The sequence below is a fragment of the Nonomuraea sp. NPDC049758 genome (genome assembly GCF_040674635.1).
In the GTDB taxonomy this organism is placed as follows: Bacteria; Actinomycetota; Actinomycetes; order Streptosporangiales; family Streptosporangiaceae; genus Nonomuraea.
Genome location: NZ_JBFAMZ010000002.1, coordinates 137,172 through 163,894, shown reverse-complemented (window position 1 = coordinate 163,894; position 26,723 = coordinate 137,172). Strand labels below are relative to the sequence as shown.

The following is a 26,723-nucleotide window of genomic DNA, read 5'->3' as shown; positions in this document are numbered from 1 at the left end:
CCATGAACAAGTCCCTGCGATTGGCGCCCATCACCCCTGCCAACGTCGAGATGGCCCTCGCGGTGAACGTCCGTCCCGACCAGGAGAGGTTCGTCTCGCCGGTGGCGAAGTCTCTCGCGGAGGCCTACGTGCAGCCGCAGGTGGCCTGGCCGCGCCTCATCCTGGACGGTGACCGTCCCGTCGGGTTCCTCATGGCCTTTCTCGACATCGACTGGAACGGCAAGGGCGTCGACTTCCGGTCGGGCCTGTGGCGGCTCAACGTGGCGGCGGAGGCGCAGGGGCAGGGCGTCGGACGATTCGCCGTCAACGCTGTGGCCGCCGAGGTCAGGCGTCGCGGTGGCGCGCAGCTGTACGTCACGTGGGAGCCGGGGGAAGGCGGCCCCGAGGACTTCTACCGGAAACTCGGCTTCCAGCTCACCGGCGAGGAGAGCGGCGGCGAGAAGGTCGGCGTACTGGACCTGGCCGTACCGGACATGAACTGACGGAGCCCCGACGGCGCGCCGCCCCGGCCCCGGCCTCCGGTACGGCGATCACCCCGGAGCCGCAGCGCCTCCCCCAGGGGCTGGGGTCTCGTTGAATCGCACGAGCGTCCACCTGGGAGGCGGCCACTGTGTCGGCTCCTCGCCGGTGACCCATTCCGTCACCGAGGCCGGGGACACCTTGAGGTCGAAGGACCGGTAGACCGGCAGCAGCCCGAGGGCGTTGAACGAGATCTCGACCGTCTCGGCGTGGCCGACCACGACGACGGTCTCGCCGCGGTGGCGGTGGGCGAGGTCGGTGATGGTGCGGCTGGTGCGGGTCACCATCTCGGCCCAGGTCTCGTTGCCCTGCTGCCACGGACGGTAGATGCCGCCGCCTTCGATGTCGAGGCGCCGGAACTCCGCGTGGGTGAGCCCGTCCGCCTCCGGCGGCGTGTGCCACGTGCAGAGCCCGCAGTCCTGTGACGACGGCAGGCCGGCGGCCGTCGCGATCGCGGCGGCTGTCTGCACGGCGCGTGGCAGGGGCGAGGAGTAGATCGTCGTCGTGTCGTCGCCTGTTTCCGCGGTGATCTGCCGCCCGAGCTGGGCTGCTTGCTGATGTCCGGTGTCGGTGAGGCCGCGGCATCCCTTCGGGCCGCCGATCACGCCGTCCTGCTTGTGCAGGGAGTCCCCGTGGCGCACGAAGAGCATCCGGGTTCGCATGCTGTGGATCATGCCAAAGAGGCGGCCGTCCAGGCGCCTGCAGCCGGGATGCTCCTGGCGAGGGTGCGACTCGTATCCTTGATCAGGTCGCCGAGGGCGCGGCCGTGAAGGGAACGGGATGAGTCGTTACTCACGGGTCGTGGTGAAGCTGAGCGGCGAGGCACTTGCGGGCGACGCCGGTTGGGGAACCGATCCGGCCAGCCTCGCTCAGCTGGCGGATGAGATCCTCTCCGTCAGCACGTTGGGCGTCGAGGTCGCGGTGGTCATCGGCGGCGGCAACTACTTCCGCGGCCGGATGGCCGACGGCTGGGGGATAGGCCGTGCCGAAGCCGACAACATCGGCATGCTCGGCACGGTGATGAACGCGCTGATGTTGCGTGGAGTGCTCACCGCGCGTTCGCAGACGGACGTGCGGGTGATGACGGCAGTGCCGATGCAGAGTGTCGCCGAGCCCTTCATCCGGCTGCGCGCCGACCGGCACCTGCGCCGCGGGCTGATCGTCCTGCTCGCCGGTGGCATCGGCCAGCCGTACGTCACGACGGACTATCCGGCTGTCCAGCGGGCTCTGGAGCTCGAAGCCGACGCGCTGCTGGTCGCCAAGCGCGGCGTCGACGGGGTCTACGACAGCGACCCGAACGTGAACCCGGATGCCAAGCGGTACACCAACCTCACCTATCGGGAAGCCCTGGCGGCCGGGGTCAGGGTGATGGACGAGAGCGCCTTCGTGCTCGCCAATGAGCAAGGGCTGCTCATGCACGTGTTCGACGTGGCGGCGACGGGCGTGATGAAGGCGATCTGCCAAGGGGAAGACGTGGGAACGAGAATCACCCGGGATCCGGGTTCCTCCAGATAGCCGTCCCGGGCGGGCATGAACGAGCAGGTGGCGGCTGAGATCGCAGAAGAGTGCCGGTCACGGTGGCGTCGTGTCGCTGTCCATGACGAACCGTTCGGATGGCACGTACACGGCCGTCCGTCCGTCCGTGAAGGTCTGTCGTGGGCAGCCGGCAGGATCACCGTCGTGACGGACAACGATGATCTCCTTCGGCGTGTGTCGGCGAAGGCGAGCGCGACCACGGAGCACCTGCCTCCTCCCGCGACGGCGGAGGAGGTGGCGCAGGCCGAACGCGTCCTGGGATTTCGACTCCCTCCGGTGCTCGTCCGGCTCTACCGCGAGGTGGCCAACGGCGGCTTCGGCCCCGATTACCAGCTACTCCCGCTCGCGGGAGAAGGACGTACCTTCGTGCGCGAATACCGCGAGGTCCGGGAGACCTCAGGCCCGGGCGCGGACGCGCACTGGCCGGCGGACGTGCTGCCCATCCTGGACTGGGGGTGCGGCATGTACGCCGCCGTGGACTGCCGCGGCCCCGAGGCCGCCGTACTGCTCTTCGAACCGAACGGGATCAGCGACGACTGGCACCACGCCTGGTATGCCGACTCGGTGAGCCTGACCGATTGGCTGGAGACCTGGCTCTCGGAAACGGGCTGGTACGAAGAAGACGCCGACGAAGACGGCGAAATGCGGCCATGGGAGTCGGCTCAGCAGCGGCTGGCCGAATGAGGCACCCTTCCTGAAACTGGGGTGCAACAGCCACAGGGCTCTGGCCTGGAGACTCGTTGTCCGTAGACGTCCGCTGAGTCCCGTCGCCCTTCGTCTTTGGGTCGGAGACTAAAGCGGTTGCGCAGCGGGGAACCGGCGGCACATCATCTGGAACGTGGCCGCCCTGCCTGATCCTCTGCCCGTGTTCTCCGACTGCGGCTGTCCGGACATCTACTACTGCCCGCGAGCCGGCGAAGTCGAGTGCCCCCGGCACAGCGGCTTCGCCGTTTGCTGCGACGCGCTTGAGCAGCACACCCCGGTTCGTGCCGCCACCAGCCATCAGGAGGCTCAGTGACAGAGGAAAGGGAAGTCCCCGTCGGCCAGGCCCTGAACGGCCTCGACGTCTACCCGCTTCCTGAAGGATGGACCGCTCTGGGCGCGATAGTCCTCGTGAAGTGCCTCGACGAGGAAGGCCATTCCTCATGGGCCTTCAGAACCACGGACGGGCTGAGCGACGAAGAACTCCTCGGCGCCCTGACCGTCCGAACCGACCTCCTCCGCCGCAAGCTGTACGAGGCCTACACGGGTGACGAGGACGACGAATAAGACCAGGCGCTTTTTCGGCGACGACTGAAAACGCCCCAGAGACGAAGCGTTGGAGCGGGTGACGGGAATCCAACCCGCACTGGCAGCTTGGCAACTGCATTGATTACGGCCGGGACGAGGTGGTGCTGTGGGTTTCGGGACATACGCCAGACGCGTCCGCGACCGCGACCTTCCTCACAGGAGACGCTTGTGCGCGCTGAGGTGCGCAGTCGGCTGCTACCACCCGATCGGCTTCAATGCGACCTACTCATACCTTGCCACGGCAGGCAACCTCCGACGTGATCAGTCGGCTCTGATCCGAGCGCTGGACATGCTGGAACTCAGCCGGAATGCCTGGCTGGCGGAGGTCGACGCCTTCGCAGATCGGCGCCGCCTCGAAAAGCCGAAACATCGCCGTAGTCCGTTGGCGTCCGAGGTGCGGTACCTGTACGGATGCCGATGGCCCGGCCCGGAGGGCCATCGGGTGATGCTCCGAGAGATTGGAATCCTGTGGGGCCGGCATGCGACCGTCCCATGTCCTGACGTCCCAACCCCGGTGCGGCACGACCTCCTCGAATTGAACGCCACCCTTGCCGGCTGCGTATCGACCTACCTACGCGACGACGGCACGCTCGGTCCCGGTCATGAGGCCATTCTTCTGAGCTGCCTGCGCAAACTCCGACGGCATCTGCATCACCTGGGCTACCTCGCCTCTGTCCACGACGCCTTTGACTACTACAGCCGTCTGTTCAATGTGGCGGAACTGGTCGTCAACGACGCGTACCCGTTCTCTGCCAAGACGTAGGACAAGGGCTGGTTTCGGAACGACGATCAGCGCATGCTGACCGCTTCATATGAGCACGATCAACCACGCGGGGGCACGGCTCGCGTTGCGTAGAACGTCGGTTTCGGAGTCTGGGTTGCTCTGCCTTCGTTCGTGGCCATTGTTGTCACAGAGCCAGCGGCGGCAGTCCACGCATATCGCGGTAGCGCCGCCGCGCTACGGTAAGGCTGTCCGACCCGTTGGGGCCGCCCATGACGACATCGGCGTTGTGATCGTCCTGGCCGTCGTCCTCCCAGTCGCACTCTTCGCAGAACCCGAAGCCGCCGCGGTCCAGAAGGGTGGGGTGAAAACAGCATGGGCACGTGTATGGCTGCTCGGCCGGCGGCAGATCCAGGCGATCTCCGCCCTGTTCTGCGATCACGGACAAGACCCATCGCTTGCGCTCGTGGATCTCCTCGATGCTGGGGTGGTTCATATCCGTCGTACGGCTCCGAACCCTGGTCATCCTGTCCAATCACACGCCGATGGTGCGGCGGTCACCCGGTCGGGCTGGAAAGTGCTTGCGTTGCGATTCGGCTACGTCCGTTGACGAAGGAAGGCCATAGGCACGCAACTGAACGTGGTCATGATCATCACAGCCAAGAAAGGCAGCATGTCGACTCGAATGTTCATCTCCGGCTGGTAGGTGTTCATGTACCACTCGTCCAACGCAGCCAGGAACCAGGCGGCTGCGGGCCACAAGAGGTAATGGGCGTGCCGCTGCGCGCGTCGAAACGCCAAGAACAAGGCCACGAAGACGACTCCGCCTACTGTCAGGGGGATCGTCCGATAAAGCATTCCGATCAGTTCGGCCACGTGAACACCTCAATATGTAGGTGAAGCTCCGCCATAATAGGTTTATTACGGCGCCGCGCGCATCTCCACCTCAAGACGCTCCTGTCGGTCGCCGTTCCTCCTGAAGGTGAAGCGGGCCATTGCTATGGGGGAGAGATAGAGCGTCCCAGATCTGCTCGGTTTGTCCCGGGGCCATGACGGGCGGACTGGCTCACCCACCTACGACCTCGGCATGAGCTGGCCTTATCGTGAAGCGCCCAGGTGTTCGCCCTGACCCACTCCGTACGCCTCGCGGAGCCAGCCGGCGAATTCCTCATCAAGCTCAGCGAGATCAGAGATCCGGAAGGAATGAACGTACAGCCGCTTCGTGTACGGAGCCACGCTGGTGATGCGAGCGTCGTCGCTGATCGTGCGCTGGATGTCGAAGTAGCCTCGGAGCCCTCGCGCGTCTGGCTTTGCTCCGGCGAATCCGCGACGAGTTCCCTTGACGGTGATCATGCTCTTGGACACCGCATACGTGAAGGGGCCGCATGCCTCGACCAGCCTGACGAATTCGCGGTACAGGGCTACCGATGTGTCGGGCTTGCCGTCAAGATGATCGTCGATCGTCCAGGTCTCATGGTTCATGGATCGAGAACGTAGCAGGCGGTGGCGACGGTTTTCGGGCTGCGAACCCGTACGGACTCCCCTGCCTACAAGGGCGCGTTGCGCGAAGTCTCGTCACGAGCCGTGCTTGTCGGAGGACAAGGCCAGGTAGGCGGCGCGCTGGCCGAGTGCAGGACGTTGACCCACTCAGGATGGTCCAGGTAGGCGTTGTCCGGAGCGGTAGGGCCGAGGTGATCGAGCACCTGCAAGAGGGCGTCGACCACCGTCTGCACGAGGTCGGCTTCTCGTTGGTCGTCCGCATACGTTCGCCTCGATTCAAGATTGATCGCCAAGGTGGATCCCAAGGTGGCTCCCGGGAAGAGCCCTGCGGGGCAACGTGGCATGTCGCTGATCTGACCGCCGAACCCCTTTCACGAGCTCCGCTGCGGGCACGCAAGAGCGCACAGCCCGCCCGCGATATTCAGTAGACAGCGTCATGCCTGATGAGTATCTTCTCCGGGTCTCGCCTCGGGTCGCGCCTGTTCGAAGGCTGAACCGCAGCGGCAGCCCTGCCTCATCCGGAAACGGCGCCGCAGGCTTGGAGTCACACCCCCGACCCAAGGAAGATGACCTGTGACCGACATCGTCCCGCTGCGCAGGAACGTGCGTTTCCAATTGCTGTGGATCGGCAGCGCGGTGTCTGAATTGGGGTCGGAGCTCACCAGACTGGCCATGCCGCTGCTGGTGCTCGCGCTTACCGGCTCTCCAGGATTGGCGGGCGTCGTTGCCGGAGCCCGAACCGTAGCCTTCCTGCTGGTTCAGATGCCCGCCGGCGTCTGGGTGGATCGGTGGGACCGTCGCCGTACGCTGATATCCGCCCAGGGGCTCCAGGCTGTCGTCTCAGCGCTGCTGGCGGCACTGGTCCTCACCGACCAGGTGCAGATATGGCATTTCGTCACGCTGGCGGTACTCGACGCGCTGTGCGCCGCGTTCATCGAGCCGGTCCTGGGCACGGCCGTTCGCGGGATCGTCCCCACGAGCCAACTTCACAGCGCCTACGCTCAAGAGGAGTCCCGCACCCATGCCGCCGGGCTGGCCGGCCCTCCGCTTGGTGGCCTGCTTTACGGCCTGGGGCGTGCGGTGCCCTTCGTCGTCGACACCATCACCTTCCTTGCCGCCACGATCTTCTACGCTCTGGCGAAGGTGCCGCGCCGCCCGGCGAACCAGTCGCGGACTTCCACACGAGAGGACGGCGAGGAGCAGCACCCGATCCGGGGTGGCATGCGCCGGGAGGCAGTTGAGGCCATCACTTGGCTGTGGCGCCGGCGGGGCCTGAGGGAGGTCACTGCGGCGGTGATGGTCCTCAACCTGCTGGGCGGGGCGTTCCTGATCCCTCTGATCGTGCTTGTCGGCGAACGCGGCGGTAGTGCGCTCACCACCGGCACAGTCCTGGCCGGCCTTGGCATCGGCGGACTGGCCGGGGCGCTGCTGTCGGGACGCATCGGAAAGCTCCTCCCGCCCGGCATGCTGCTGCTGGTCGTCCTGACGATCTTCGGCGCCGCGCTGGCGGCCACGGCGCTGCCATGGGGGGCGTGGTGGCCAATGGTTCCCTTGGTGTTCATCACCCTGTCCACACCCTCGCTCAACGTGGTGTTGAACGTGGTGATCGCACGGATGGTGCCCGAAGAGATGCTCGGCCGGATGGGCGCGGTCCTGAGCATGGGCAGCATGGCGCTCAAACCCTTCGGCCCGGTCCTCGGCGGAGCATTGGCTGCGGCATCGGGCGGCGCGGCGGCGCTCGTCATCCTGGGCGGTCTGATCGGCATGACCGCGGTCATAGCCGCGCTCAGCCGAGAGTTGCGCGGCTTCACCGGGGAAGACATCCCAGCCGGACACGACGCCGTGGGGCCGGGCGCACATGCCGGGCAGGTGCCTGAATAGGCGCTGAAGACGCTCGAATGCCGGTCTCGTCATTCCCTGTCCCGAGAACGATCCCCGCCGGGGAGAACCTGCCCTACCGGATCGCGATGTCGTGGACCAGAACCCCAAGGGAAGATCAAAGCCCAGGTACCGACTCGATCGGTCTACCTGGGCTTCCTCATGTGGAGCGGGTGACGGGAATCGAACCCGCGCTGTCAGCTTGGGAAGCTGATGTTCTGCCATTGAACTACACCCGCACGAACCGAAGTACGCGTCCCCACTGTAGCGGAAACTTGCCCCCCAACAGCAAACCCAACGCCCCACCTTTTCCGGCCGGGACGGTAAGTTGGCTCACCGTGTTGCTATCTGACCGTGACATCCTTGCTGAGATCGACTCCGGCCGGCTCGCCCTAGACCCCTTCCACCAGGACATGATCCAGCCGTCCAGCATCGACGTACGGCTCGACCGCTACTTCCGTGTCTTCGAGAACCACAAGTACCCCCATATCGACCCCTCCGTGGAGCAGCCGGATCTCACGCGGATGGTCGAGCCGTCCGGTGACGAGCCGTTCATCCTGCATCCGGGGGAGTTCGTGCTGGCCTCCACCTATGAGGTGATCACGCTCCCCGACGACCTGGCCTCGCGGCTGGAGGGGAAGAGCTCCCTCGGACGGCTGGGCCTGCTGACGCACTCCACCGCCGGGTTCATCGATCCCGGTTTCAGCGGGCACGTCACGCTTGAGCTGTCCAACGTGGCGACCTTGCCCATCAAGCTGTGGCCGGGCATGAAGATCGGGCAGTTGTGCGTGTTCCGGCTCAGCTCGCCCGCCGAGCACCCGTACGGATCGGCCAAGTACGAGTCCCGGTATCAGGGGCAGCGGGGCCCGACTCCGTCCCGGTCGTTCAGGAACTTCCACCGGACGAAGATTTGAGTGAACAACAGGTGAACATTTAGGGAACGTCGCGGAAGGATGAGCCCTCCGCACACCCCACAACAGGCCACGTCACCGGCCGGATTTCCCTGCAAAAAGCGGCCAAACTACTCCGGACGCCGGTGTCGCACAACATACGCAGGGTAGCCAGAAGGCGAAGGGGACATGAAGTTCGCATTTCGCCTGGTAACCCGTACCCTCTTCCACGGACCATCCCCGCACATCTGGAGAACGACGTGCGCCTGCGTCTCACGCCACGTGAGGACAGCTACTACGACCTGTTCGCCGACTCCGCGAACAACCTGGTCACGGCATCCCGTCTGCTGGTCGAGATCATCAGTGACGGATCGGACAGGGAAGCCCTGGCCGAGAAGATGCGCGCCTGCGAGCACGCCGGTGACGAACGCACCCATGCGATCATGAACCGGCTCAACGAGAGCTTCATCACTCCGTTCGACCGTGAGGACATCTACCGCCTCGCCTCCAACCTCGACGACGTGATGGACGCGATGGAGGCCGCCTCCGACCTCATCGTCCTCTACCAGATCGACCATCTCCCCAAAGACGTGGTCCGGCAGGTCGAGGTCCTGGAACGCGCCGCCGAGCTGACCGCCGAGGCGATGCCCCGGCTGCGTTCCATGAAGAACCTCAACGAGTACTGGATCGAGGTCAACCGCCTGGAGAACCAGGGTGACCAGGTCTACCGCAGGCTGCTGGCCAAGCTGTTCAGCGGCGAGTACGACGCGCTCACCGTCATGAAGATGAAGGAGGTCGTCGACGCCCTGGAGGAGGCCGCCGACGCCTTCGAGCACGTGGCCAACACCGTCGAGTCGATCGCGGTCAAGGAAAGCTAGGCCCAGTGGACCTCACGCTCGCCCTCGTCATCGGCGTGGTCGTCATCTCCCTGGCCTTCGACTACACCAACGGGTTCCACGACGCGGCGAACGCCATCGCGACCTCCGTCTCGACCCGGGCGCTCACCCCCAGGGCCGCGCTGTTCATGGCCGCGGCGATGAACTTCATCGGCGCCCACCTGGGCACTCAGGTGGCCCAGACCGTCGGAAAAGGGATCATCGACGCTCCCAATGGTCCGCACGGCCTGGTCGTCGTGGCCGCGGCGCTCATCGGCGCGATCGTCTGGAACCTGATCACCTGGTACTTCGGGCTGCCGTCCTCCTCCAGTCACGCGCTCATCGGCGGCCTGGTGGGCTCCGCGCTGGCCTCGGCCAGCGTGGTGCACTGGGACGGCGTCGTCGAGAAGGTCGTCATCCCGATGATCCTGTCGCCGCTGATCGGGTTCAGCCTGGCCGCGCTGATCATGATCGCAATCTACTGGATCTTCCGCAACAGCCAGCCGGGCAGGACCAACCGCGGCTTCCGCTACGCGCAGACCGTCTCGGCCGCCGCCATGGCGCTCGGGCACGGCCTGCAGGACGCGCAGAAGACGATGGGCGTCATCTTCCTGGCGCTCACGGTCGGCGGGTACGCCAGCCCCGGCGAGGGGATCCCGCAGTGGGTCATCCTGAGCGCCGCCGGTGCGATCTCGCTCGGCACGTACGCCGGCGGGTGGCGCATCATGCGCACGCTCGGCCGGCGGATCATCGCGCTCGACCCGCCCCAGGGGTTCGCCGCCGAGTCGGCCGCGGCCACCGTCCTGTACGGAGCCGCGATCGGGTTCGGCGCGCCGATCTCCACCACCCACACCATCACCACGGCGATCATGGGCGTCGGCGCCACCAAGCGGCTGAGCGCCGTGCGGTGGGGCGTGGCCGGCAACATCGTGACCGCCTGGGTGCTCACCATCCCGGCGGCGGCCCTCGTGGCGGCGCTGGCCTACGGCGTCCTCCACCTGATGGTGGAGTAGGGCCTGACGGCGGAGCAGGGCGCCGGGGGCTAGCCGCCGGCGTACATCACGTCCACGTCCCAGCGGGCGAAGCCCAGGGACTCGTACAGCCTGATCGCGGCCGTGTTGGCCTCGTCCACGTAGAGCATCGCGTGGGCGAGGCCGCGCGAGCGCAGGTGGGTCAGTCCGGCCAGGGTGAGCGCCCGGCCGAGGCCGGTGCCCTGCTGGGAGGGGTCGACGCCCACGACGTAGACCTCGCCGAGCGGCTCGTGGCCGTGCTCGGACGAGCCGTGGATCTTGGTCCAGTGGAAGCCGGCGAGCCGGTCGCCGCGGACGGCCAGGAAGAAGCCCTCGGGGTCGAACCAGGGCTCGCGCTCGCGCCGGTGCAGGTCGTCGAGCGTCCACGCGCCCTGCTCGGGGTGGTGGGCGAAGGCGGCGGAGTTCACCTTGAGCCACGCCTCCTCGTCCTGACCCGGGACGAACGTGCGCAGCTCCACGCCTTCCGGAAGCGTGTAGGGCGGCAGCGGGGCGAACAGCGAGCGGCGCATCTGCCACAGCGAGCGCACCCGGTCGAAGCCGAACGACGCGGCCAGCGCCCCGGCGCCGGCGTGGTCGCCGTGCGCCCACAGCCGCACCCTGCCGCCGGTCAGCTCCAGCACGGCCCGCAGCAGCCGCGTCCCGTGGCCCTGACGCCGGTAGGCGGGATGGATGACCAGTTCCGCGCTCGGCCCCTCGACCTCGTCGGTCGGGTCGACGTGCGCGTAGCCCGCGGGCGCGCCGTCGTCGGCGTGCAGCAGCAGAGAGCGGGCACGGGGGTCGCCGCCGTACCGGAGATGGAGCATCACGTGCTCGTTGAGCGGGCGGACCCCGTCCGTCCCGGTCGCCGCCTCGACGATGCGGAGAACCTGGGAGACCTCGTCGTCGTCGAGCCGTTCGCAGATCTTCACATGTGCACCCACATAAGGAACTCTAGGCGTACCAATGGCGAACAATGCCATGGGCTGCCCCGGTCAATCGTTACCTTTGCGACATTCGTTGCATAGGGAGACGTCGTAACGTCCCTCTCATGACGTCACGCACCCTCCTCCGGCTGTGCACGGCCGGCGCCGCCACCGCGGCCGGGATCGCCCTGGCCATGGCGCCCGCGGTCGCCGCGACCAGCGGCTCGGCCGGTCACGGAACCGGCCACGGCGGGCCGACCGTCCCGGTCCGCCTGCTGAGCATCAACGACCTGCACGGCAACCTCGAACCGCCGTCGGGCTCCTCCAGCCGCATCCTCGACCCGGACGGCCCCCTCGTCGACGCCGACGGCTCGCTGACCGGGCTGCCCGGCGGCAAGTACTCGATCGCCGGCGGTGCGTCGTACCTGGCGACGTACGTCAAGCAGGCGCGTACCGAGAACACGCTGCTCGTGGCGGCGGGCGACCTGATCGGCGCGTCCCCGCTGATCTCGGCCGCCTACCACGACGAGCCCACCCTGGAGGTGCTCGGCTCGCTCGGCCTCAACGCCACCGCGGCCGGCAACCACGAGTTCGACGAGGGGTACGCCGAGCTGCAGCGCCTCATGAACGGCGGCTGCCACCCGGTGGACGGCTGCTCGCCCGCCGGCCAGTGGAAGGGCACGGACTTCGACTTCCTCGCCGCCAACGTCCTCAAGGAGGGCTCCGGCCAGTACGCCCTGTCGCCGTTCTACGTCAAGAAGATCAACGGCGTGCAGGTGGGCTTCATCGGCCTGGTGACGGCGACCACGCCGACCATCGTCACCGCCGAGGGCATCAAGGGCCTGCAGTTCACCGAGGAGGTCGCCGCGGCGAACCGGGCCTCGGCCTACCTGGCGCGCAGGGGCGTCAAGGCGCAGGTCGTCCTGATGCACGAGGGCGACTCGACCACCCCGAACCAGAGCCCGGACGCGTGCTCGGCGAACACCGCCAACGCCGGCTCGCGCATCGCCAGGGAACTGAACCCGCAGATCGACCTGGTCATCAGCGGCCACTCGCACCAGGCCTACATCTGCAAGACCAAGGACCCGGCGGGCCAGGACCGCTACTACACGCAGGGCTCGTCGTTCGGCCGCGTGCTGACCCAGATCGACCTGCGGGTCGACAAGCGCACCAAGGACGTGGTCCGCTCCTCGGTCACCGCGGACAACAAGGTCGTCGCCCGTACGGTCACCCCGGACCCGCAGGTCGAGGCGCAGGTCCAGACGTGGCGGACGCGCAGCGCCGAAGTGGCCAACCGCAGGATCGGCTCGATCACCGGCGACATCACCAACGTCGTCACCAACACCTCGGCAGCGACCACCAGGCCGGAGACGCCGCTCGGCGACCTCATCGCCGACTCCCAGCTGGAGGCGGCCAAGCCGGCGGGCGCCGAGATCGCGCTGATGAACCCGGGCGGCATCCGCACCTCGCTGACGTACGCGCAGTCGGGGGCCGAGGGCGACGGCGTCGTCACCTACGGCGAGGCGTTCGCCGTCCAGCCGTTCAGCAACATCGTGCAGGTGCGCACGTACACGGGCGCGCAGCTCAAGGCGCTGCTGGAGCAGCAGGTCTGGACGCCCAACCCGGCGACGGGCGCGATCAACCACCGGCTGCTCCAGGTGTCGTCGTCGCTGACCTACACCTTCGACACCACCAAGCCGGTGGGGTCGCGCGTGTCGGACGTCAAGCTCAACGGCGCCCCCGTCACGGACACGCAGTCGATCAAGATCGCCGCGAACAACTTCCTGATGGGCGGCGGTGACGGCTTCTCGGTGTTCACGCAGAGCACGGACACGTGGAGCGGGCCGGTCGACCTCGACGCGTTCACGGCGTACCTGACCGCGCACTCGCCGATCAGCCCGTCGGCGGCCGACCGCATCACGATGATCAAGTGATCCCCGGGCCGGAGGTCCCGCCGTGCGGTGCCTCCGGCCTTTCCCGACCGGGCGCGACGGGTCTCAGCTCCGGTGCGGTGAGTCGCCGGCGGGATCCTGTTCGCGGTACAGGGGCAGGCGGGCCACCAGGCGGGCGCCCGGTTCGTGGTCGGCGACCTTGAGCGTGCCGCCGTGCGAGGCGCAGATCTCGCGGGACAGCGGCAGACCGAGCCCGCTGCCGCCCTTCTCCTTCCGGCGGGCGTCCTCCAGCCGGGTGAAGCGTTCGAAGACGCGCTCGCGGTCGGCGGGCGGGATGCCGTCGCCGTCGTCGGTGACCGAGACGCAGACGTGGTCGCCCTCCACCCACACCTTGAGGTCGATCCGGTGCGCGGCGTGCCGGGTGGCGTTGTCCAGCAGGTTCGTCAGCAGCCGGTCGAGCTGGACGGGCGAGCCGAGGACGAGGGCGTGGGCGCACACGTCCACGACGATGGGGATCTTGCCGCCCTCGCGGCGGCGTACCTGCTCCTCGGCCAGGCGGCACACGTCGACGACGCGGCGGTCGGGGATGGCGCCGGCGTCCAGGCGGGCCAGCAGGAGCAGCTCGTCGATGATCCCGGTGAGGCGTTCGGCGGCGGCCAGGGCACGGGCGCCGGTGGCGGGCCAGTCGGTCTCGTCGGGGTAGGCGTTGGCGACCTCCAGCTGGGTGCGCAGGGCGGAGATGGGGCTGCGCAGCTCGTGGGAGGCGTCGGCGACGAAGCGGCGCTGGGTCTCGGCCGAGCGTTCGAGGCGGTCGAGGGTGTGGTTGGTGGTGGCGGCCAGGTAGGTGATCTCGTCACCGGTGTCGGGGACGGGCACGCGCCGGCTCAGGTCGCGGCCGGTGATCTCGGCGAGCTCGGCGCGGATGCGCTCGACCGGGCGCAGCGCGGAGGCGACCACGACCCAGGTGATGCCGGCGACGAGCACCAGGGCGATGGGGATGCCGAGGAACACCATGGCGTTCAGCCAGGACAGCGCCCGGTTGACGTCGCTGAGCGATGAGGCGCCGTACACCGTGACGAGCCGGCCGTCGGGGGTGCGCACCTGGATCGCCATGATCAGGTACTGGGCCTCCTTCTCGTCCCTGAGACCGGTGAGCGTGCTCTCGGCGCTGTAGAGGGTCTCCGGCCTGGCCACCTGCATGCCGGACAGCCGCTGGCCGTGGTGCAGGCCGGGGCTGGTGGCCAGCACCCGTCCGTCGGCATCGACCACCTGGAGGAGCTGCACCCGGGCCGGGGCCTCCAGCGTCGCGGGGAGCTGCCCGGCGCGGGCCTCGCTGGCCACCCTGCGGACGGCCAGCTCCACCCGGGTCTCCACGAGCCCGTGCAGGTTGTCCGGGCCGAGGGTGAGGGCGAGCGCGCCCGTGGCGGCCAGGACCACTGCCGCCACCAATGTCGCGAGCGTGGTCAGGCGCCCGCGGATCGAGCGGGGAAAGAGCCTTTTCGCCATCCCCTGAGACCTACCCATGGAGACCCGAACGGGGAAAACGCCGGATCGAGATTCGGCAAGCGGCCCGCAAAGAGGGGTGTCCCGCCGGGCCGGCCCGGCGTCCCGCTCGAATAGTGGATCACGTGGGAGGCGCCACGGGCCTGCCGCCGGTCCTCGGCGGGCGGCTGTCGCGACACATGGGCGAGGTGATCGATCCGTGCCGCATCATCACCCCCTGAGCGGGTTCTGGGCCGCGCCGGCGCTGGTCGTGCTGGTGACGTACGTGGTGCTGGCCGGGCGGACGACGTGGAGCCGGTGGCGTACCGCGAGCTTCGCCGGCGGCTGCGCGCTGGTGACCGTGGCGCTCACCGACCCGGTCGCCGCGCTGGCCGCGACCGACTTCCGCGGTCACGTGCTGCAGCACCTGCTGATCGGCATCCCGGTGCCCCTGGCCCTGGCCCTGGGCGCGCCGGTGACGCTGCTGCTGCGCTCGCTGCCGGTCGCGCGGGCCCGCCGCCTGACCCTGGCGCTCCGCTGGCCCGCCGTCCACCTGCCGGCCAACCCGTGGACCGCGCTGGCGCTCAGCGCCGGCGGCATGGCGGCCCTGTACTGCACGCCCCTGTACGGGCTCGTCCCCGCGCCGCCGGTGCACGCGTACCTGCTGCTGACCGGTTACCTGTTCGCCTGGGTCGTCGCCGGGCCCGACCCCGCGCCGCGCCGCCCGCCGGTGCCGGTGCGGCTGGCCGTGGTCGGGGTGGCGGTCGCCGTGCACGTGGGCCTGTCCCAGGTGATGTACGCCGGATGGCTGGACCTGCCGGTGCCGTCCGACCAGCTCAGGGGTGCGGCGCAGATCATGTTCCACGGCGGGGGCGCCGCGGATCTGCTGCTCGCCCTGGCCCTGGCGGCGTCCTGGCGGGCCCGGCGCACTGCCGAGAACGCCGGCGTCGAACTGCTCACTCCCGGGCTGACCGTCCGGGTGCCGGGGGAGCCCGAGCCCGTCCGGCGGGTCCGCGTCCCCGACCGCGAGCCGGCGAGGACGCGCGGCCCGCTCACCCCCTCCGAGTACGGCGACGAGGACGAACCAGACCCCGCCGACCTGTAGCCGCCCGGCACCAGCCCGGTCAGCGGGCGGCGCGGGAGCGGAAGAGGTCGTAGAGGGCGGCGGCCAGCGCCATGACCACGAACCCCAGCACCACCCACAGGCCGTGCCGGAAGGCCGTCGGCCAGCCCTGCGGCAGCGAGCCGAAGAACGCCGAGCCCGCCGCCGCGATGCCGATCGCCGACCCGAGCCGCTGCCCGGTCTGCAGCACCCCGGCGGCGCTGCCGCCGCCCGCGGGCGGCACCTCCGACAACGTGATCGCCTGGTTGGGCGAGATCACCAGGCCGCTGCCGATGCCCGCGACCAGCAGCGGCAGCGCGGTCGCCGCGCCCACGCCGGCCCCCGGCACCAGCAGCGTCGCCACCATGGTCGCCAGCAGGCCCGCGATCACCGTCCCGAGCCCCACCGCGACCAGCTTCCTGCCCGCCCGGCCGACGAGCCTGCCGCCCACCACCGACGACCCGGCCGACCCCAGCGCGAACGGCGTGATCGACAACCCGGCCAGCAACGCGCTGTAGCCCTCGCCGCTCTGCAGGTACAGGGTGAAGGCGAAGAAGATCCCGGTGAACCCGGCGAAGTAGAACAGGGCGATGGCCGACCCGAGGCTGTAGGACCGCCTGGCGAACAGCGACAGGTCCACCAGCGGCTCCCTGGGGTACAGCCGTTCCCACAGCACGAACCCGGCCAGCACGAGCAGCGCGGCCGGCACGAGCAGCCACTTGGCCTCGCCCTTCCACTGGTGCTGCTGGATGAACGGCAGCAGCAGCGTCGCCACGCCCACGCCGAGCAGCAGCACGCCGACCGGGTCCATGCTCTCCCGCCGCCCGGTGCGCACCGGCCCGGGGGCGGGCTCGGGCAGCCACTTCCAGGCCAGCGGCAGCAGCGCGATCCCGATGGGCAGGTTCACCAGGAACACCCACCGCCAGCCCTGCGCGGCCCCGAACCCGGTGACCAGCGCGCCGCCGATCAGCGGCCCGGCGGCGGTGGACACGCCGATGGTCGCCCCGAGCGCGCCGAAGGCCCGGCCGCGTTCGTGGCCCAGGAACATCTGCTGGATCAGGCCGGACACCTGCGGGTTCAGCATCCCGGCCGCCATGCCCTGCACGAGCCGGGCGGCGATCAGCACCGGCATGCTCCAGGCGAAGCCGCAGGCCGCGCTGGCCGCCGTGAACAGCACCACGCCCCACATGAACAGCGTCCTGCGGCTCCTGGCGTCGCCCATCCGCCCGGCCGGGACCAGCAGCAGGCCGAACGTGAGCGCGTAGCCGGACAGCGTCCACTGCAGGCCGTCGTCCGAGGCGTGCAGGCCCGCGCGGATGGAGGGCAGGGCGACGTTGACGATGCTCACGTCCAGGCCCGACATGAACGCCGCGACCAGGCACACGCCCAGCGCCCGCCTGCGCGTGTCGGAACCGGGTGCCTGCATCGCGACCTCTCTGCGGAACAGCGGCAGCGATCATGATTCCCCCCAGGCTGGGAAATATCGTCCTAGGCGGACAATGATTTCTTTGCCGGGCCCCCGCGAAGGAGCAAGTGATCATGGACATGATGGCCGTGGAGCGGAACGGCATCAACGCCGTCCCCGACAACGAGCGGCGGGGAAGACCGTCCGACCTGTTCTGGCCCTGGGCGGGGGCGAACCTGTCCCTGTTCGGGGTGGCGTTCGGCGTGTACGTCGTCGGGCTCGGCCTCGGCGTCGTCCCCGCCGTCGTGACCGGCGCGGTCGGGTACGCGTTGTCGTTCCTGCTGGTCGGTCTGGTCGCCGTCGCGGGCAGCCGGTCCGGCGTGCCGACGATGACGCTGGGCCGGGCGCCCTTCGGGTACCAGGGCAACAAGCTGCCCGCGGTGTTGTCGTACGTGTCGAACGTGGGCTGGGAGATCGTGCTCGTCACGCTCGCCGCGCAGAGCGGCGCCGCCATCCTGCGCCGCGTGGCGCCGGGGATCCCCGAGACGACCGCCGTCGCCGGCTGCTTCGCCGTCTCGGCGCTGGTGGTGATCGCCGTCGGCGTGTACGGCCACGCCATGATCATGGTCGTCCAGCGTTACCTGACGTACGCGTTCGTCGTGCTGACCGTCGTCTACCTGATTCTCATGCTGCCCAGGCTGGGCGGCTCGCTGGAGACGACGGCGGGCCCCGGCGGCTGGGTGGGCGGCGTCATCTTCTCCATGACCCTGCTCGGCCTGGGCTGGGTCAACTGCGGCGCCGACTACTCCCGTTACCTGCCCGCCGGCTCCCGGCCCAGGTCGGTGGCCCTGTGGACCACGTTGGGCGGCGCGCTGCCGCCGATGGTGCTGCTGGTGTTCGGCGTGCTGCTGGCCGGCGGCGACCCGAAGCTGGCCGAGGCGGCGGGCGGCGACCCGGTGGGCGCGCTGGCGGCGGCGTTGCCGACCTGGTTCCTGCTGCCGTACCTGCTGACCGCGATCGGCGGCTTCCTGGCCGGGGCGATCATGGACATCTACTCGTCGGGGTTGTCGATGCTGGCGCTCGGCGTGCCGGTCAGGCGGCACCTGGCGGTGCTGATCGACGGGCTCCTCATGGTGCTCGGCGGCTACTACCTGCTGTTCGTCTCCGACAACTTCTTCGGCACCTTCCAGGCGTTCCTGGCGATCATCGGCGTGGTGATGGCCGCCTGGGTGGCGATCTTCCTGGTGGACATGTGGCGGCTGCGGGACGGCGGCCGCGCCTACGACGAGCGCCTGCTGCGCCCCGGCGCGCCCGCTCTCAACCCGGCCGGGCTGGTCTCCCTGGTGGTGGCCTCGGTCGTGGGCGTCGGCCTGATCACGTCCGCGGACGAGCACATCGCGGCGGTCGTCGGGTTCCTGATGAGCGACGAGCTGCGGAACAGCACGTTCGGGGCGGCCAACATCGGCGTGGTCATCGCGCTGCTGCTGGCCGGGGTGGTGTACTTCGTGCTCACCCTGCGCCGCCGCTGACCTTCTCAGGACCGGGAAGCTTCCGTTACTGTTGGTGAACAGTTATGGACTTTCCGTGGATGTCTTCCGTATTGCGGTTGCTCAGGTGGTCCGTCCACGGCGCCTTCTGGGCGTCGCTGGTGATCGCCGTGGTGGCCGTCCTGGGCGAGGAGCGGTCCGCCGAGGCCGCCGGGGGCGTGCTGCTCGGGCTGCTCTACGGCGTGGGTCAGGTGATCCAGGGCGGCCCTGGGCGGCCGATGCTCGGGCGGGTGTGGCTGGGGCTGGTGACCGCGTGCTGGGCCGTGCTCGCGGTGGCGGCGGCGCCGTTCGTGTGGGCGGCGTTCCCGCTGGTGTTCGCCTATCTGCGGCTGCTGCCGCTGTGGGCGGCGACGTTCGGCGTCACGGTGCTGACGTCGGCGGCGATCACGGCGGCGGGCTGGCACGCGGGTGAGCTGTCGGCGGCGCTCGTCGTGGGGCCCGCCGCGGGCACGGCGGTGGTGACCCTGCTGGCGCTGACCTACCAGGAACTGTGCGCCGGGAGCGCCCGGCCGCCGGCCGGATGAGGTCAGTTCGGCTCGGGCCGGCGCCAGGTCTCGAACGGCGCGGCGGAGCTCATGCGCTCCTTGAACTCGCGCGCCCTGGTCAGGCAGTCGGGGCAGACGGGCTCGGGCACCGACCTGGCCAGGGCCTCCGGGGCCGGCTCGCGCTGGGTGCCGAGCACCGTCCGGTCCGGAGGCAGGCCGGTCTCCGGGTCAATGGTGATCATGGTGACGTTCGCGGTGGTGTAGGGGAACGTGCGCTTGCACGCGAAGCACGTGCCGATCGTGGTGATGTGGTCGTCTTCCATGGATCCGCCCTCCCTCACCGCACCGTACCTCGCGATCAGGGATTGCGGCGCAACGCCCATTCCACCGCCGGGCAGCGGTCCATGACGACGTCGAGCCCGGCGTCGAGGGCGCGCTGGGCGGCCGCCTCGTCGATCACGCCGATGGGCAGCCACACCGCTTTCGCGCCAGCCGCGATGGCCTCGTCCACGACCTGGCCGGCGAACTCCGAACGCCGGTAGACCGCCACCACGTCGGGCTCGACCGGCACCTCGGCCAGCGACGTGTAGCCCGGCTCGCCCAGGACCGGCCGGCCCGCCGGATGGACCGGGATGATCTTCTTGCCCCGCGCCTGGATGCGCTGGGCCTGGTCGTAGGCCGTGCGCTGCGGGTCGTCGCCGAGCCCCACGAACACCCACGTCCCGGCCTCGTGCAGCAGATGCCTGATCACGCGCTGATCCGCGAACCGATCGTCCATGCAGGCGTCAACACGCCGGACGCGCGCGGGCTTCCCGCCTACGCCTGGGCGGTCGGCAGCACGACCACCTGGCGCAGGTTGACGTGCCGGGCCCGGCTGACCGTGTAGCCGATCAGGTCGGCGATCTCGTCGGCGGTCAGCGGGGTGAACGCCTCGAACATCCCGGCGAGCTGCGCGCCCAGCGCGGCGTTGTCGATGTGGTCGCCGAGCTCGGTCGCGGTCAGGCCGGGTTCGAGGTTGGTCACGCGCACGCCCCGCGGGCCGAACTCCGGGCGCAGCGAGGCCGACAGGTGGGTCAGCGCCGCCTTGGTCGCGCCGTAGACCGCGTAGTTGGGGAACGTGACGTGCGCGCCGATCGAGGAGATGTTCACCAGGTCGGCCGTCCGCCCGGCGTCGGCGGCGGCCAGCAGGTCGGCGGCGAAGGCGCCGGTGACGCGGAGCACGCCGGCGACGTTGGTGTCGAGCATGCGCGTCCACTCGTCGAGGCGGCCGTCCTGGACGGGGTTGGGCAGCATTACGCCGGCCGCGTTGACGACCAGGTCGGCCCGGCCCAGCCCGGTGTGGACGACCTCCACGGCGGCGGCCACGCTCGCGTCGTCGGTGACGTCCACGGTGACGGGCAGCGCGGTGCCGCCGTCGGCGTCGATCTTGGCGGCCAGCTCGGCCAGCCGGTCGGCGCGGCGGGCGAGCAGGGCCACCTTGGCGCCGTTGGCGGCCAGCAGGCGGGCCGTGGCCTCGCCCATGCCGCTGGCGGCTCCGGTCACGACGGCGATGCGGCCCGAGAGGTTCTCGTAGTTCGTCATGGCTCTCACCCTGGCCGAGCCGCACGGACTTACCCAGCGCACGGCTTTTCCTGGTAACGGCGGTACTACCCTGAAGCGGTGGAAGGTGATTTGGGGCAGTTTCTCCGTTCTCGTCGGGCCCGGATCCATCCCGCGGACGCCGGGCTGCCCACGTCGGGGCGGCGGCGGGTCAGCGGCTTGCGGCGCGAGGAGGTCGCGCTGCTCGCCGGCGTGAGCGTCGACTACTACATCCGGCTGGAGCAGGAACGCGTCCAGAATGTGTCCGACGCCGTGCTCGACGCCGTCGCCCGGGTCCTACGCATGGACGACACCGAACGCGCCCACCTGCGCGACCTGCTCCGCCCGGCCAGGCACGTGAGCCGGCCCGTCCTGCGGCCCGGGCTGAGCAGGCTGCTCGACCTGGCCGACGGCATGCCCGCCTTCGTCCTCGGGCCCCGGATGGACGTGCTGGCCTGGAACGCGCTGGCCGACCGCGTCAGCGGCTTCGCCGGCGTCCCGGACGGCCGGCGCAACCAGCTCCTCCAGGTGTTCCTGGCGCCGCACACGCGCACCCTCTACCCCGACTGGGCCGAGGTGGCCGCCGACACGGTCGCGTACCTGCGGCTGTACGCCGGCCGCCACCCGGAGGACCCGCTGCTGGCCGAGCTGGTCGCCGAGCTGTCGGCCGACGCCGACTTCGTCCGCCTGTGGGCCGAGCACGGGGTCGCCGAGAAGACGTACGGGACCAAGCGCCTGCGCCACCCCGAGCTGGGCGAACTGGAGTTCGGGTACGAGACCCTGGCCGTGCCCGGCCAGCCCGACCTGGCGATCGTCATGTACACGGCCGACCCGGACTCGGACACCGGCCGCGCGGTCGCCCGGCTGCGGGAGGAGATCGGCTCCTCGCGGGAACTCGCCCGGTCCGGCCGTGGTTGACCCGGGCGCGGGCCAGTGGGCATCGTGGGGCGGGTGACCGCCGATGACGTCGCCCTGACCAACCTCGACCAGCCGCTGTTCGACGGGTCCGGCGCCACCAAGCGCGACCTGGTCGACTACCTCGACGCGGTCGCCGACCGCATCGTCCCGGCGCTGCGCGGGCGCGCGCTGTCGGTGCTGCGGGTACGGCCGGGCCAGGAACCCTTCATGCAGAAGAACCTGCCCAAATACGCCCCTTCCTGGATCAGGACCGTCAGTGTGTGGGCCGAGGCGTCCCGCAGGCAGGTGTCGTACGCGCTGTGCGACGACCGGCGCACCCTGCTCTGGTTCGCCAACCAGCGGGCCGTCGAGTACCACCCGGCGCTGTTCCTGGACGGCCGGCCCACGCACATGATCCTCGACCTCGACCCGCCCGAGGGCGACGACTCCTTCCCGCTCGCCGTGCGAGCCGCCCACCTCGTCCGCCAGGCGCTGGCCGACGCCGGGCTGGCGGGCGCGGTCAAGACCAGCGGGGCCAAGGGCGTGCACGTGTTCGTCCCCGTCCCGCCGGGCACCGCCATGGACGACCTGGCCGCGGCCACCCGGGCCCTGGCCGCCCGCGCCGAGCGGCTCGACCCGGCGCTGGCCACGACGGCGTTCATCAGGGAGGACCGCGCGGGCAAGGTGTTCATCGACTCCACCAGGGCCGGCGGCGCGACGGTCGTGTCGGCCTACAGCCCGCGGGTGCGGCCGGGCGTGCCGGTCTCGTTCCCCGTCCCCTGGGACGAGCTCGACCAGGTCGTGCCCGCCGACTTCACCATCCACAACGCGGCCGGGCTGCTCGGCGGGCGCGACCCGTGGGCCGAGCTCATGCCGGAGCCGCGCGAGCTGCCCGCCGACCTGGTCGCGGAGGGGCACACCATCCCGGTGGCCCGCGTCCAGGCGATGCACGAGGGCAAGCGTCGCGCCCGCGCCCGGCGTGCCGAGTCATCGTAGTGTCCGGATATTGACGCACTGGCGTAGGCCGGTAGACCTTCTCAGGGCTGCTTCGACGGGCTACCTTGCGAATCATTGCGGCTCGGGGGATTTCTCCGCATCTCACTCCTAGGGGAGCCTGCATGCGCAGAATCATCATCGCTCTGGTCGCCGCTCTCGCCTTACCCGTCGCCATGGCGGTCCCGGCGAGCGCGGGCCCGCTCGACGACGTCTTCGCCAAGCTGCTGGTGAAGCAGGTCAAGGGCGAGAACGTGAAGAAGCACCTGGAAGCACTCCAATCCATCGCCAACGCCAACGGCGGCACCCGCGCCGCCGGCACACCCGGCTACAACGCCTCCCGCGACTATGTGGCGGGCAAGCTGCGCAAGGCCGGTTACAAGGTCACGTTCCAGCCGATCAACTTCGTCGAGAGCTGGACCGAGAACAGCCCGCCCACGCTCGACCGGACCGCGCCGGACGCCAAGTCGTACGTGCCGAACGAGGACTTCTACTCCTTCCAGCCGTCACCCGCCGGGGACGTGACCGCGCAGGTCCAGGGCGTGGACCTGATCCTGCCCCCGACCCCGACCCCCTCCTCGACCAGCGGCTGCGAGGAGTCGGACTTCGCCGGGTTCGTCGCCGGGCGCATCGCGCTCATCCAGCGCGGCACCTGCGCCTTCGCCCAGAAGATCCGCAACGCGGGCCGGGCCGGCGCGTCCGGGATCATCGTGTTCAACGAGGGCCAGCCGGGCCGGACCGACGCGTTCCCGCTGGACATCGGCGAGTGGCGGGCGAACGTGCCCATGGTCTTCGCCGACTTCGCCGTCGGCAACGAGCTGGCCACCGGCTCGCCGACCGTGCGGCTCAAGGTCGACGCCAACCTCGTCCTGGGCACCAACGACAACGTGATCGCCGAGTCCCGGTTCGGCGACCCGCGCAACGTCGTCATGGTGGGCGGGCACCTCGACAGCGTGACCGTCGGCCCCGGTATCAACGACAACGGCTCGGGCAGCGCGACCATCCTCGAAGTGGCCGAGGAGATGGCGCTCTTCCCGGTCAAGAACAAGGTGCGCTTCGCGTTCTGGGCCGCCGAGGAGATCGGCCTGCTCGGCTCCGACCAGTACGTCGAGAAGCTGACCCAGGCGCAGCGCGACCGGATCAGGGTCTACCTGAACTTCGACATGGTCGCCTCGCCCAACTACGCGTACAAGCTGTACGACGGCGACGACTCCGACGGCCAGGGCTCGCCGGCCGGTCCGCCCGGATCGGCGCAGATCGAGCGGCAGCTCGCCGACTTCTACGCCTCCCGGCACCTGCCCACCGTGGGCACCGACTTCGACGGACGCTCCGACTACGGGCCGTTCATCGCGGTCGGCATCCCCGCGGGCGGCATCTTCACCGGCGCCGAGGGCATCAAGACGGCGGAGGAGGCCGCGCTGTTCGGCGGCGTCGCGGGACAGCCCTACGACGCCTGCTACCACCAGGCGTGCGACACGATCGCCAACATCAACGCGACCGCGCTCGACGTGGACGCCGACGCGGTGGCCGACTCCACGGCCAGGTTCGCCTTCAACCTGAACGGCATCCCGCCGCGGACCGCCGCCGCCGCGAAGACCGCGCTCACTTCGCAGTCGGCACGCTGAGCAGGCGATCCCGGGCGGGTCGCCGCCCGCCCGGGATCCTTCAGCGGGTACGGCTCGGGGAGCGCAGGGCGGCGACCGCGGCGGCGGGGTCGTCGGCGAAGAAGCGGATCGAGGTGACCTCGGCCCGCCTGCCGAGCGGCCGCACCGCCACGACCGGCCCGGTCAGCTCCACCGTCACGTTCGTCCTGGACGCGACCGCGACGCCCAGCCGGCCGCCGTCCACGCTGATCAGCCCCGCCTCGTTGTAGTTCTGGACGGTCCGGACGGAGGCGATGAGGTCGCGCGGCACGCGCAGGTCGAAGTAGGCGGCGTACCGGACGCGCAGCTCGTCCTCGGTGACCACGTGCGGCCTGGTGACGGAGGCGGCGGCCATGAAGACCACGAACAGCAGGCTGTACAGGTCGCCGACCAGCACCGGCACGCGGATCGCCGCCGGCACGTCGTTCACCACCAGCAGCACGTCCACGACCGCCGTCTCGACGACCATCGCGAACATGAACAGGCCCAGGGTGAACGCCTGCTCCTTGGCGTACGACACGGCGGTCGCCCCCACCGGGACGCCGTGCCGCCGCCGGGCCGCCCACAGGGCCACGCTGGTCAGCCCCGCCAGCTCGAACCTGAGGACCGCGCGCACCACGCCCATCATCACGTCTTCTCCTTGGGGTCGGTCTCCGTGAGTGTGGTGAACAGCAGCCGGAGCACCTCCGCCTGCGCGGGCGACAACTCCCCGATCATCGTCTCCATCCAGGACAGGTCGGCCCCCGGGCCGGAGGGCACCATCCCGGCCAGCTCGTCCGGTATGTGGGCGGCCATGTCCGCGGCGAGCGGCCCGATCCGCTCGTCCCCGGCCTGCGCGTCCGCCAGCTCGTCCAGCCGCCGGTACAGCTCGTGCCCGGCGGCGAGCGCGCCCGGCTCGGTCATCGGGCGCATCAGGTCGGCCAGGCCCGCCTGGCCCTCCTCGTCGGACAACATGGTGGCCAGGGTCAGCAGCTCGTGGTCCAACGCCCCGAAGGCCGACCCGCCGCCGCCCAGGTCACGCAGCACGGCCGCCGCGTCAGGGGACGTCATCGACTCCGGGCTCAGGCCGGGCTGCGCGAGCAACGCCGCCAGCCGGGCCCGCCGCGCCGCGATGGCCTCCTGCTGCCTGGCCAGGTCGGCGTCCAGCTCCTGCAACGCCTCCCGGAAGTCCACGCCCCGGTCGTCGGCCAGCGCGTCCCGCAACTCCTCCAGCGACAACCCGAGCCCGGCCAGATGCCGCACCCGCGCCAGCCGTACGGCGTCGCGCAGCCGGTACTCCCGGTAGCCGTTGGGAAGACGTTCAGGCTCGGGCAGGATTCCCAGGTGGTGGTAGTAGCGCACGGTACGGGTGGAAACCCCGACCAGCGCGGCCAACTCGCCGATCCGCATGCCCTCATTGAACAGTTTGACGCCGCGTCAAGGTCAAGCCGGTCTCAGGCGGTCCAGCTGGCGAGGACGTTCAGGTAGCTGGTGAGATCGATGCTTCCCGGCAAAGTGCTCATCGAATGAGCACTTTCCGCACGGCCGGAGGAACGTCTGGTCCGGGTCGTTCGTCGTCATTGCGTGAGCTTCTCCCCGGAACTTGACGAACGGCTGCGCGAGGCGTCCGCCCGGATGCACCGCGCCGAACACGTCCGGCGTCTGCGCGGGAACGCCGCGCGGCAGATCGCGGACGTCCGCGACACCCTGAAGGGCCTGGAGTCCGAGCTGGCCGACGAGGAGCGCGACGTCGCCCGGCTGGAGGGCGGGTTGTCCGCCGTCCTGTCCCGCCTGCTGGGCAACCGGGAGGAGCGGCTGGCACGCGAGCGCGCCGAGGTGGTGGTGGCCAGGGAACGCGTGGACGGTCACCGCGCCCGGCTCGCGCAGCTCGAAGCCGACGTCGCCGCGGCCGACGCCGAGCTGGCCGTGCTCGACCCCGCCTCCCGCGAGTACGCGCGGCTGCTGGCCGAGAAGGAGCAGCAGCTCGTCCGGAGCGGCGATCCGCGGGCGCGGGAGCTGGCCGACCTCGGCGCCGCGCTCGACCGGCTGAGCGCCGAGGTGCGCGAGTGCGACGAGGCCCAGCAGGCGGGGCAGGGCGCGCACGAGGCGCTGGCCGTCGTGCTGCGCCTGCTCGACTCCGCCAGGACGGCCTCCACCTTCGACGTGTTCGGCGGCGGCCTGATCGCCGACGCGTTCGAGCACGACAGGCTGACCAGCGCCGACAAGGCCGCGTGGCACGCCCAGCGGGCCCTGGACGTCTTCTCCCGCGAGCTGGCCGACACCGGGATCGCGTCCCGGCCGGTGATGCCCAAGGTGGACACGCGGTGGTTCGTGGACGCCTTCTTCGACAACATCATCAGCGACGTGCTCAAGCATCAGCGCATCGAGAAGACCAGGGCCGAGGTGCAGAGGCTGGCGCAGTGGGTGCGCGAGACCAGGGCGCATCTGAAGGGCCGGCGCGGCCAGTTGCTGGCCGAGCAGTCGCGGCTGCTGACCAGACGCGAGCAGCTGCTGAGTCCTGAGTAGCCGCTCGCCGGGCGCCGCCTTCGTCTACAGCCGGACCGACGGGGAGGCCGGC

At 70.0% G+C, this 26,723-nt stretch carries 29 protein-coding genes and 1 tRNA gene; 17 read left to right on the top strand and 13 right to left on the bottom strand.

Annotated features, from left to right (window positions below; all coding sequences use genetic code 11):
- The first annotated feature begins 2 nt into the window (after nt 1-2).
- Nucleotides 3-482, top strand: coding sequence for a GNAT family N-acetyltransferase (locus AB0J46_RS05090; protein ID WP_364326599.1), 480 nt, complete (start codon nt 3-5; stop codon nt 480-482).
- A gap of 48 nt (nt 483-530) precedes the next feature.
- Here AB0J46_RS05090 and AB0J46_RS05085 read toward each other — a convergent pair whose 3' ends face one another.
- On the bottom strand, nt 531-1,181 hold the full coding sequence (locus AB0J46_RS05085; RefSeq protein ID WP_364326596.1) for a histidine phosphatase family protein: 651 nt from the start codon (nt 1,179-1,181) through the stop codon (nt 531-533).
- A 139-nt stretch (nt 1,182-1,320) separates the two neighbouring features.
- On the opposite strand from AB0J46_RS05085, the gene pyrH reads away from it, so the two are divergent.
- The 4 genes from pyrH to AB0J46_RS05065 all read left to right on the top strand — a co-directional run bounded on the left by pyrH (nt 1,321) and on the right by AB0J46_RS05065 (nt 4,108).
- Complete coding sequence (pyrH, locus tag AB0J46_RS05080) at nt 1,321-2,034, top strand: UMP kinase (RefSeq protein WP_364326593.1); 714 nt, start codon at nt 1,321-1,323, stop codon at nt 2,032-2,034.
- A 165-nt stretch (nt 2,035-2,199) separates the two neighbouring features.
- On the top strand, nt 2,200-2,739 hold the full coding sequence (locus AB0J46_RS05075; RefSeq protein WP_364326590.1) for an SMI1/KNR4 family protein: 540 nt from the start codon (nt 2,200-2,202) through the stop codon (nt 2,737-2,739).
- Between the two features lie 330 nt (nt 2,740-3,069).
- The gene (locus tag AB0J46_RS05070; RefSeq protein ID WP_352323926.1) at nt 3,070-3,324 is read left to right on the top strand and encodes a hypothetical protein; all 255 of its coding nucleotides are present in this window, start codon (nt 3,070-3,072) and stop codon (nt 3,322-3,324) included.
- A 310-nt stretch (nt 3,325-3,634) separates the two neighbouring features.
- The gene (locus AB0J46_RS05065; protein ID WP_364326586.1) at nt 3,635-4,108 is read left to right on the top strand and encodes a hypothetical protein; all 474 of its coding nucleotides are present in this window, start codon (nt 3,635-3,637) and stop codon (nt 4,106-4,108) included.
- A gap of 145 nt (nt 4,109-4,253) precedes the next feature.
- On the opposite strand, the gene AB0J46_RS05060 is transcribed toward AB0J46_RS05065, so the two are convergent.
- From AB0J46_RS05060 to AB0J46_RS05050, 3 genes are all read right to left on the bottom strand, one after another.
- Nucleotides 4,254-4,562: a CPCC family cysteine-rich protein gene (locus tag AB0J46_RS05060; protein WP_364326583.1), complete on the bottom strand. Its 309-nt coding sequence runs from the start codon at nt 4,560-4,562 to the stop codon at nt 4,254-4,256.
- Between the two features lie 101 nt (nt 4,563-4,663).
- The gene (locus tag AB0J46_RS05055) at nt 4,664-4,942 is read right to left on the bottom strand and encodes a hypothetical protein (RefSeq protein WP_364326580.1); all 279 of its coding nucleotides are present in this window, start codon (nt 4,940-4,942) and stop codon (nt 4,664-4,666) included.
- 222 nt (nt 4,943-5,164) lie between these two features.
- On the bottom strand, nt 5,165-5,548 hold the full coding sequence (locus AB0J46_RS05050; RefSeq protein WP_364326577.1) for a DUF5655 domain-containing protein: 384 nt from the start codon (nt 5,546-5,548) through the stop codon (nt 5,165-5,167).
- A gap of 591 nt (nt 5,549-6,139) precedes the next feature.
- Here AB0J46_RS05050 and AB0J46_RS05045 point away from each other — a divergent pair.
- Entirely contained in the window at nt 6,140-7,447 is a 1,308-nt protein-coding gene (locus AB0J46_RS05045; protein ID WP_364326574.1) for an MFS transporter, read from the top strand.
- Between the two features lie 162 nt (nt 7,448-7,609).
- Here AB0J46_RS05045 and AB0J46_RS05040 read toward each other — a convergent pair.
- Nucleotides 7,610-7,683, bottom strand: a tRNA-Gly gene (locus AB0J46_RS05040).
- Between the two features lie 99 nt (nt 7,684-7,782).
- Here AB0J46_RS05040 and dcd point away from each other — a divergent pair.
- The 3 genes from dcd to AB0J46_RS05025 all read left to right on the top strand — a co-directional run bounded on the left by dcd (nt 7,783) and on the right by AB0J46_RS05025 (nt 10,222).
- Complete coding sequence (dcd, locus tag AB0J46_RS05035; protein WP_364326571.1) at nt 7,783-8,358, top strand: dCTP deaminase; 576 nt, start codon at nt 7,783-7,785, stop codon at nt 8,356-8,358.
- A 236-nt stretch (nt 8,359-8,594) separates the two neighbouring features.
- Nucleotides 8,595-9,212, top strand: a complete 618-nt coding sequence (locus AB0J46_RS05030; RefSeq protein WP_106243913.1) for a DUF47 family protein — start codon at nt 8,595-8,597, stop codon at nt 9,210-9,212.
- Between the two features lie 5 nt (nt 9,213-9,217).
- Complete coding sequence (locus AB0J46_RS05025) at nt 9,218-10,222, top strand: inorganic phosphate transporter (protein WP_358289487.1); 1,005 nt, start codon at nt 9,218-9,220, stop codon at nt 10,220-10,222.
- A gap of 29 nt (nt 10,223-10,251) precedes the next feature.
- Here AB0J46_RS05025 and mshD read toward each other — a convergent pair whose 3' ends face one another.
- The gene (gene mshD, locus AB0J46_RS05020; RefSeq protein ID WP_364328010.1) at nt 10,252-11,148 is read right to left on the bottom strand and encodes a mycothiol synthase; all 897 of its coding nucleotides are present in this window, start codon (nt 11,146-11,148) and stop codon (nt 10,252-10,254) included.
- A 119-nt stretch (nt 11,149-11,267) separates the two neighbouring features.
- Between mshD and AB0J46_RS05015 the strand changes: the two genes are divergently transcribed.
- The gene (locus tag AB0J46_RS05015; RefSeq protein WP_364326567.1) at nt 11,268-13,076 is read left to right on the top strand and encodes a bifunctional metallophosphatase/5'-nucleotidase; all 1,809 of its coding nucleotides are present in this window, start codon (nt 11,268-11,270) and stop codon (nt 13,074-13,076) included.
- 63 nt (nt 13,077-13,139) lie between these two features.
- Here the strand turns inward: AB0J46_RS05015 and AB0J46_RS05010 are convergent, their stop codons facing one another.
- A complete protein-coding gene (locus tag AB0J46_RS05010; RefSeq protein ID WP_364326564.1) occupies nt 13,140-14,540 on the bottom strand; it encodes an ATP-binding protein in 1,401 nt (466 codons plus the stop codon).
- A 196-nt stretch (nt 14,541-14,736) separates the two neighbouring features.
- On the opposite strand from AB0J46_RS05010, the gene AB0J46_RS05005 reads away from it, so the two are divergent.
- Entirely contained in the window at nt 14,737-15,621 is an 885-nt protein-coding gene (locus AB0J46_RS05005) for a cytochrome c oxidase assembly protein (protein ID WP_364326561.1), read from the top strand.
- 19 nt (nt 15,622-15,640) lie between these two features.
- Here AB0J46_RS05005 and AB0J46_RS05000 read toward each other — a convergent pair whose 3' ends face one another.
- A complete protein-coding gene (locus tag AB0J46_RS05000; protein WP_364326558.1) occupies nt 15,641-17,044 on the bottom strand; it encodes an MFS transporter in 1,404 nt (467 codons plus the stop codon).
- Between the two features lie 113 nt (nt 17,045-17,157).
- Here AB0J46_RS05000 and AB0J46_RS04995 point away from each other — a divergent pair, with 113 nt between their 5' ends.
- Nucleotides 17,158-18,552 carry a cytosine permease gene (locus AB0J46_RS04995; protein ID WP_364326555.1) on the top strand — a complete coding sequence of 465 codons (1,395 nt, stop codon included), beginning with the start codon at nt 17,158-17,160 and terminating at the stop codon, nt 18,550-18,552.
- Nucleotides 18,553-18,611: 59 nt separating this feature from the next.
- Complete coding sequence (locus AB0J46_RS04990; RefSeq protein WP_364326552.1) at nt 18,612-19,094, top strand: hypothetical protein; 483 nt, start codon at nt 18,612-18,614, stop codon at nt 19,092-19,094.
- A 2-nt stretch (nt 19,095-19,096) separates the two neighbouring features.
- Here the strand turns inward: AB0J46_RS04990 and AB0J46_RS04985 are convergent, their stop codons facing one another.
- The 3 genes from AB0J46_RS04985 to AB0J46_RS04975 all read right to left on the bottom strand — a co-directional run bounded on the left by AB0J46_RS04985 (nt 19,097) and on the right by AB0J46_RS04975 (nt 20,636).
- Nucleotides 19,097-19,378, bottom strand: a complete 282-nt coding sequence (locus tag AB0J46_RS04985; protein ID WP_364326549.1) for a hypothetical protein — start codon at nt 19,376-19,378, stop codon at nt 19,097-19,099.
- 35 nt (nt 19,379-19,413) lie between these two features.
- Nucleotides 19,414-19,806 carry a CoA-binding protein gene (locus AB0J46_RS04980; protein WP_364326546.1) on the bottom strand — a complete coding sequence of 131 codons (393 nt, stop codon included), beginning with the start codon at nt 19,804-19,806 and terminating at the stop codon, nt 19,414-19,416.
- A gap of 65 nt (nt 19,807-19,871) precedes the next feature.
- Entirely contained in the window at nt 19,872-20,636 is a 765-nt protein-coding gene (locus AB0J46_RS04975) for an SDR family oxidoreductase (RefSeq protein WP_364326543.1), read from the bottom strand.
- A 78-nt stretch (nt 20,637-20,714) separates the two neighbouring features.
- Here AB0J46_RS04975 and AB0J46_RS04970 point away from each other — a divergent pair, with 78 nt between their 5' ends.
- The 3 genes from AB0J46_RS04970 (at nt 20,715) to AB0J46_RS04960 (ending at nt 24,148) form a co-directional block, all read left to right on the top strand.
- A complete protein-coding gene (locus tag AB0J46_RS04970) occupies nt 20,715-21,551 on the top strand; it encodes a helix-turn-helix transcriptional regulator (RefSeq protein ID WP_364326540.1) in 837 nt (278 codons plus the stop codon).
- A gap of 33 nt (nt 21,552-21,584) precedes the next feature.
- The gene (locus AB0J46_RS04965; protein ID WP_364326537.1) at nt 21,585-22,526 is read left to right on the top strand and encodes an ATP-dependent DNA ligase; all 942 of its coding nucleotides are present in this window, start codon (nt 21,585-21,587) and stop codon (nt 22,524-22,526) included.
- A 122-nt stretch (nt 22,527-22,648) separates the two neighbouring features.
- Nucleotides 22,649-24,148 (top strand): M28 family metallopeptidase, encoded by a 1,500-nt coding sequence (locus AB0J46_RS04960; protein ID WP_364326534.1) that lies wholly within the window; start codon nt 22,649-22,651, stop codon nt 24,146-24,148.
- A gap of 40 nt (nt 24,149-24,188) precedes the next feature.
- Here AB0J46_RS04960 and AB0J46_RS04955 read toward each other — a convergent pair whose 3' ends face one another.
- Nucleotides 24,189-24,797, bottom strand: coding sequence for a hypothetical protein (locus tag AB0J46_RS04955; protein ID WP_364326531.1), 609 nt, complete (start codon nt 24,795-24,797; stop codon nt 24,189-24,191).
- Nucleotides 24,794-25,555 (bottom strand): MerR family transcriptional regulator, encoded by a 762-nt coding sequence (locus tag AB0J46_RS04950; RefSeq protein ID WP_364326528.1) that lies wholly within the window; start codon nt 25,553-25,555, stop codon nt 24,794-24,796. The genes AB0J46_RS04955 and AB0J46_RS04950 overlap by 4 nt, the downstream gene beginning before the upstream one ends.
- A 174-nt stretch (nt 25,556-25,729) precedes the next feature.
- On the opposite strand from AB0J46_RS04950, the gene AB0J46_RS04945 reads away from it, so the two are divergent.
- Nucleotides 25,730-26,671 carry a hypothetical protein gene (locus AB0J46_RS04945; RefSeq protein ID WP_364326525.1) on the top strand — a complete coding sequence of 314 codons (942 nt, stop codon included), beginning with the start codon at nt 25,730-25,732 and terminating at the stop codon, nt 26,669-26,671.
- Nucleotides 26,672-26,723 lie beyond the last annotated feature (52 nt).